The sequence below is a fragment of the Allobosea sp. genome, assembly GCF_030694325.1.
GTDB lineage: Bacteria > Pseudomonadota > Alphaproteobacteria > Rhizobiales > Beijerinckiaceae > Allobosea.
The window spans coordinates 22,731-28,949 of the sequence record NZ_JAUXYO010000107.1 but is presented as its reverse complement, the minus strand read 5'-3'; the positions used below and the strand labels follow the sequence as shown (position 1 = coordinate 28,949).

Sequence of the window (6,219 nt, the reverse complement as noted above, 5' to 3'; positions counted from 1 at the left end):
AGCGCCAGCCGGCGACGGCCGGCGATCAGCGTCGCGAGTCCGGCGGGCAGGTTCGCCGTCGTGCGCGCGGCGAGCGTCATGGCGCGCTGGCGGTCTTCAGCGGCGGCACGCCTGCGTCCGGATAGATCGCCGCCATCAGGTCGCGCGCGGCCATCGGCGTGCGCGGCCCGAAGCCCAGCAGATAGAGTCCATCCATGGTGACGAGGCGCTTCTGCCGTGCCGCGGGCGTTTCGGCAAAGGCCGGCATCGCGAACAGCTCGCCGGGCGTCGTCGCGTGGTTGACGTTGTGGCTCATCATCACGACGACGTCCGGCGCGCCGGCCATGATCGCCTCGTCGGTCATGGTCTTGTAGCCCTCGATGCCATCCGCGACATTGACCGCGCCGGCATGGCGGATGATCGCGTCGGCCGAGCTGTTGCGCCCGCCGACCATCACGCGGCCGTTCTGGAGCGACAGCACGAAAAGCACGCGCCGCGGCTTGGCGATGGCGCCCCGCAGGATGGCGAGCTCCGCGAAGCGCGCCTTCGTCTGGGCCGCCAGACGCGCGGCAGGCTCGGCCGCCCCCAGCGCCCGGCCGATCGCCTCGATCTTGGCGCTGACGCCGTTTTCGCTCGTCTCGTCGGCGATGCGCACGATGTCGACGCCGGATTCGTTCAGCAGCGAGACGGCGCCCGGTGGGCCGGCTCCGTCGACGAGCATCACCATCGAGGGCTTCAGCGAAAGCACGCCCTCGGCCGATAATGCCCGCACATAGCCGACATTGGCCTTGTCGCGCAGAGCCTCGGTCGGAAACAGGCTGGTCGAGTCGACCCCGACGATGCGGTCCTGCAGGCCGAGCGCGTAGATCACCTCGGTGACGACCCCGCCCACCGCGACGATGCGCGGCAGCGCCTGCCCGTGCGCCGGGCCGATGAAGCCACCCGGCAGCAAAGGGCTGAGGGCCGCCAGGGCCGTGAGGCCGAGCGCCGCGGCGACTTCGCGCCGGCCGGGCATCCGGCGCGGCTCTCGCGAAAGGATGTCGCGCATTTGCATGAGAAGGTCTCCAACCGGCAGCGCGCCCGACCTTCCGGCGAAAGCCGAAGACAGGCGCCGTTGCCAACAGCCATCGAATTGACCAAGTAATTGCCAGTTTTTAATTATTCAAAACTGAACTTAAACTCGGCGTTGTTGACGTTGATATTCAGGTTTACTAGAAGCGGTCAAGGGCGCGACGAGAGGCGCGACATCGTGCAGGATGTCGGCGCCGCCGAGGCCTTTCGCTGCGCCGACACGACGGCCCGGCGGTACCGGAACCCGAGAACAGGACCATCCCGATGTTCATCGCCATGAACCGCTTCAAGGTCGCCAAGGGCCAGGAGGCCGCGTTCGAAACCGTCTGGGCCACCCGCAAGACACGCCTCGACGAGATGCAGGGCTTCATGGCCTTCCACCTGCTCAGGGGCCCGGAGCGCGACGACCACACGCTCTACTCCTCGCACACGACCTGGGCCTCGAAGGCGGACTTCACCGCCTGGACGAAGTCCGAGCAGTTCCGGGACTCTCACCGCAATGCCGGCGAGAAGCGCGAGCAGCCGCTCTTCCTGGGCCATCCGGAGTTCGAGGGCTTCGAGACCGTGCTCAGCGAGACCAACCCGCATCGTCCGCTCCAGGCGGCCGAGTGAGCGCCATCTGATGTCGGACAGTTTGACGATCGAGACCGGTTCAGCGGGCGAGGAGCCCCTCGCCCGGGCGCGCCGGATGCTCGCGGAGAAGCCCGATGCCATGGTCGAGTCGGTGGCCCGGGAGACCGGCCTGTCGACGCGCGCTGTGCTGGAGCTGACGCCAGCCGAGGGCCGCATGCTGATCGCACCCGAGCGCTTCGAGGCGCTGTGGCAGGAACTCGCGGGCTGGGGAACGGTGCTTTTTCTGGTCCACACCCCCGACATCGTGCTGGAATGCGAGGGCGCGCTGCCGGTGGGCTCGTTCGGCCATGGCTATTACAACATCCATGGCGACAGTCCGATCGGCGGACACATCAAGGCGTCCAATTGCGCCGCGATCTACGTCGTCGACCGCCAGCTCACCAGCCGCCGCGTCTGCTCCGTGCAGTTCTTCAACGGCGATGGCGAGGTGATGTTCAAGGTCTTCGTGCGGCGGGATGCCCAGCGCGCCTTGCTGCCCGACCAGCTCGAACGCTTCGAGGCACTCAAGACGACATTCGTCTGACCGCCATTCGATGGCCCGATTTGTGGGGCCTGTGCCCGCTTCCGGGCGCAGGCCCCTCTTTGGTTCGACATGCCGCATCTTTACCGAGCGTTAACCATATCGGCGCAGCCTTCCTCTTCTAGGGCTGCTTGCTCGTGACCGCCGACACCGGCGCCGCTTCGCCGGAACGCGACGGGGACGAGCACGAAGACGGCCTGCCCGATGGTCCGGCCTTGGGGATGGACATGGTCGCTCACGTCGTTCTCGAACGGGCGAGCTTTCCGCCCCGTCGACCTGCATTGTCGCTCTCGCAGGGCCGCCGCTTCGTCGCCAGGCGCGTCCCCGCCATCCGTCAGGGCCTCGGCGCAGCGCTGCTGCTCGGGCTGCGCTTCGTTCAGGCCCGGCTGATCTCCGTCTGGGGGCTGCTCGTCGCAGCCTATTTCTGCCCGCCATCGATCTTTGCCGCCTTCGCCGTCTTCGGCGCAGCGGCCTCCTTCGTCTCGCTTCCCGCGCTGATGCGGTTGGAGGCGGTGTTCTTCCGCAGCAATGCGCGGTACGAACTCGCGCTCGCTTTCAGGCTTGCTTCGGCGAGCGGCGGCGCCTTCCTTGCTTTGGCGGCGCTGGTCCTGCTGGTGATCGTGCAACTGGATTGGCTGCCCCCAGCCATCGGGCTGATCTTCTTCCTGTCGCTGGCCGCCCGCATCGTGCTGCGCCTGCTCTGGGCGGAGGCGACGGCGGAGGGAGACTTCCGAGCGATCGGCAACAGCAACCTGGTGCAGGCCGTCGTCCAGCCGCTGCTGATGCTGGTGTTGATCGGCATTTTCGGGCCCAAGGCGCTGGCGCTGTTCCTCGCCGACGCGCTCGGCCATGGCACGGCGGCGCTCTATATGGTCGTCCGTCGCTTTTCCGGCATCGTCGCGCTGGCCCATCCGCGCCTCTGGTCGCTGCGTGGGCTGGCCTGGGGCCTGGCGCGCTGGAGCGACGCACCGCGCATTCTCCTGCCCTCCGCCCTCCTCTCCTTCGGCTTCACAACGGCGCCGCTGCTGGCGCTGCCCTATGCCGAGAACCCGCTGCTCGCCGCCCATGTGGCGCTGGCGATGCGCCTGCTCGACATGCCGACGCAGATGTTCGCGACCGTCTCCGGCCCGCTGGTGATGAACGGCGTTCGTGCCCAGACGGGGCCGGGGCGCCGGAGGTGGATCCGCTGGGCCACGCTCGGCCTCGCTGCCGCGGCCACCGGCGTCTTTCTACCGATCGCCCTCGGCGCCCACCTGTTCGACGGCGTCTTCGATGGCAGCAAATGGGCCGGCGTCGGCGAAGTCATCGCCGTGATGACGCTGTTTTATGCCGGCATCGCGCTCTTCAACCCGCTGCACGACATCGCCGCGAGTGCGCGGACCACATTCTGGCAGTTGGCCTCACATGCCATAGCACTTGCCACGATCGTCGCGACCATCCTCTGGTTCGGCAGCCTCTCGCACGAATTGCTCCTGGCCGTGGGCGGCATTTCGTTTGCCCGTGCGCTCGCCCACCTCCTGCTCGTCTGGGGCGCCAGCGAAGACCGCGAAACGACCCCGAGGGCCGCGTCCGGCGCGCGTCCAGCTGCGGGCTGAGCCTATTCGCGCCGGATCAGGCGGTCCGCCAGGAGCGACGACAGGAAGCCCGGCTTGAAACTCTGCTCCAGCCGCTCGGGATCGTAGATGTCGCGCGCCCAGTCCAGGAAGGCGATGCCCTTGGCCTCGCCCTCGGCGCGATAGGCGTCGAAGAAAGCATCCAGAATGCCGGTCTTGGCGAAGCGGAAATGGCCGTAGCGCAGCGACAATTGCCGCATGGCCTCGTCGAGCGGGCGCCCTTCTTGGATGAGCAGATAGAGCGCCGAGAAGAACCCGGCCCTGTCTGCTCCCGACTTGCAGTGCACCAGTGCCGGCTCCTTCAGCGTCGCGAAGAAGTCCCCCGCCCCGAGGATGGTCTCACGATCCGGCGCGCCGCGCGAGCGCAGCACGAAGTCGACCAGCGCGATGCCGTGGCGCTCGCAGGCCTCCCGCTGCAGCGGCCAGGAGCCGTGCTCGCGCCCGCCACGAAGATTGACGATGGTCTTCACGCCTTGGCTCGCGAACCAGGCGATCTGCCCCGGTGCGGGCTGCGCCGCCCGCCACAGCCGCGGCGTGACGCGATGGGCGTTGAGGTAGGCGAGGCGGAAGATCCCGTGGTCGACCAGCAGCATGTTGGCCCAGGCGCGCAGGCGCTGACCCCGACTCTCGATCGGGCGGTCCCAGCGGGCGATCCGCGCCATGCGCCGGGCATAGCGCTCCTCGTCCGGGCGAAGACGGCTCAGCATGGCAGCCGCCTCTGCGACGGGCGACGGCTCGAATGAAGTGTCATGTCGCGCCCGATAGCAGCGGAGGCCTCCTTGCGCAAATCGCCGCGGCGGTCGCTAGGGCCAAGGTCGGGCTTGGCGTTTGCCGCGCGAACCCTCATAAGGCACGCGTTTCCCATCCTGACAGGTTTCCACTCCATGCGCCTCGACGCCATCTCCATCGGCAAGAACCCTCCCGACGAAGTCAATGTGGTCATTGAGGTGGCCATCGGCGGCGAGCCGATCAAGTACGAGATGGACAAGGAGGCCGGCACGCTCTTCGTCGACCGCTTCCTCTACACCCCGATGCGCTATCCCGGGAATTACGGCTTCATTCCACACACCCTCTCCGAGGATGGCGATCCCTGCGACGTGCTTGTCGCCAACACCCGCCCGCTGATTCCGGGCTCCTACATCGCGGTGCGCCCGATCGGCGTGATGATGATGGAGGATGAGGGCGGCGGCGACGTGAAGATCATCGCCGTGCCGGTCCCGAAGCTGACCAAGCGCTACGAGAACGTCCACAACTACACCGACCTGCCGAAGATCACGCTCGACCAGATCCAGCACTTCTTCGAGCACTACAAGGATCTCGAACCCGGCAAATGGGTCAAGCTGACCGGCTGGGGCGATGCCGCCAAGGCCAAGCAGCTCATCGTCGAGGCGATGGACCGTGCCAAGGCCGCGAAGGCCTGAGCACCGTATCCCAGCGCGACGGAGAGATTAGCCTCCGATCGCCTCGGCGAGCGCGACCACACGCTTGGCGATCTCCGCATGCAGCAGCTCGACCATGCGCCCGCCGAGCTGGATCGCGCCCTTGCCCTGATTCTCCGGCAGCGCGAAGGCGGCGACGATCGCCTTCGCCTGGGCGAGCTCCGCTTCATCGGGGGCGAAGACGGCATTGGCGGTGCCGACCTGCGCCGGGTGGATCAGCGTCTTGCCGTCGAAGCCGAGATCGCGCCCCTGCTCGCATTCGGCCTTGAACCCGTCCTCGTTCTTGAGGTCGTTGTAGACGCCGTCGAGAATGTCGAGCCCATGCGCGCGGGCGGCGAGGATCGCGCTGGTCAGCCATGGCAGCATCGGTGCCCGCCCGGGCACGAAGCGGGCGCGGGTCTCCTTGGCGAGGTCGTTGGTGCCCATCACGAAGCAGCTCAGGCGGCTGCGCGGATCGCGCGCGGCCCGTGCGATCGCCTCGACGTCGAGGATGGCGAGCGGCGTCTCGATCATCGCCCAGACCCGCAGCGTCGGCTGCGCCCAGAGGCCGTCGAGCTGCGCGCCGATCTGTTCGAGCGTCTCCGGCGTCGACACCTTGGGGATCAGGATCGCATCCGGATTGGCTTCGACCGCAGCGCCGAGATCCTCCCTGAACCACTCCGTATCGACGCCATTGGTCCGGATCACGAGTTCGCGCCGGCCATAGCCCCCGGTCTTGACGGCCGCGCAGACCTGCTCGCGGGCCACCGCCTTGGCCTCCGGCGCGACGGCGTCCTCGAGATCCAGGATCAGGGCGTCCGCGGCGATCTCGCGGGCCTTCTCCAGGGCGCGGGCGTTCGAGCCCGGCATGTAGAGCACGCTGCGGCGGGGGCGGATGATCGTCATGGCTATCTCCCGGCACCGGAGGTCCAGCCTCCGGACGAACTTCGCTGCACTGCACACTAGACGCGAGCCTCATGCAACG

At 67.8% G+C, this 6,219-nt stretch carries 7 protein-coding genes; 4 read left to right on the top strand and 3 right to left on the bottom strand.

The annotated features are described in order from the left end of the window. Positions 1 to 76: 76 nt before the first annotated feature. A complete protein-coding gene (locus tag Q8M82_RS06500; RefSeq protein ID WP_305690561.1) occupies positions 77 to 1,033 on the bottom strand; it encodes a heme/hemin ABC transporter substrate-binding protein in 957 nt (318 codons plus the stop codon). 281 nt (positions 1,034 to 1,314) lie between these two features. Between Q8M82_RS06500 and Q8M82_RS06495 the strand changes: the two genes are divergently transcribed. The 3 genes from Q8M82_RS06495 (at position 1,315) to Q8M82_RS06485 (ending at position 3,798) form a co-directional block, all read left to right on the top strand. After that, positions 1,315 to 1,662: an antibiotic biosynthesis monooxygenase family protein gene (locus Q8M82_RS06495; RefSeq protein WP_305690560.1), complete on the top strand. Its 348-nt coding sequence runs from the start codon at positions 1,315 to 1,317 to the stop codon at positions 1,660 to 1,662. A gap of 10 nt (positions 1,663 to 1,672) precedes the next feature. Continuing rightward, complete coding sequence (gene hutX, locus Q8M82_RS06490; RefSeq protein WP_305690559.1) at positions 1,673 to 2,206, top strand: heme utilization cystosolic carrier protein HutX; 534 nt, start codon at positions 1,673 to 1,675, stop codon at positions 2,204 to 2,206. A 134-nt stretch (positions 2,207 to 2,340) separates the two neighbouring features. After that, positions 2,341 to 3,798 carry a hypothetical protein gene (locus Q8M82_RS06485; RefSeq protein ID WP_305690558.1) on the top strand — a complete coding sequence of 486 codons (1,458 nt, stop codon included), beginning with the start codon at positions 2,341 to 2,343 and terminating at the stop codon, positions 3,796 to 3,798. A gap of 2 nt (positions 3,799 to 3,800) precedes the next feature. Here Q8M82_RS06485 and Q8M82_RS06480 read toward each other — a convergent pair whose 3' ends face one another. Next, positions 3,801 to 4,523 carry a fused DSP-PTPase phosphatase/NAD kinase-like protein gene (locus tag Q8M82_RS06480; RefSeq protein WP_305690557.1) on the bottom strand — a complete coding sequence of 241 codons (723 nt, stop codon included), beginning with the start codon at positions 4,521 to 4,523 and terminating at the stop codon, positions 3,801 to 3,803. Between the two features lie 177 nt (positions 4,524 to 4,700). On the opposite strand from Q8M82_RS06480, the gene ppa reads away from it, so the two are divergent. Next, positions 4,701 to 5,237 (top strand): inorganic diphosphatase, encoded by a 537-nt coding sequence (ppa, locus tag Q8M82_RS06475; protein ID WP_305690556.1) that lies wholly within the window; start codon positions 4,701 to 4,703, stop codon positions 5,235 to 5,237. Between the two features lie 27 nt (positions 5,238 to 5,264). Here the strand turns inward: ppa and Q8M82_RS06470 are convergent, their stop codons facing one another. Then, entirely contained in the window at positions 5,265 to 6,140 is an 876-nt protein-coding gene (locus tag Q8M82_RS06470) for an HpcH/HpaI aldolase/citrate lyase family protein (RefSeq protein ID WP_305690555.1), read from the bottom strand. Positions 6,141 to 6,219: the final 79 nt, after the last annotated feature.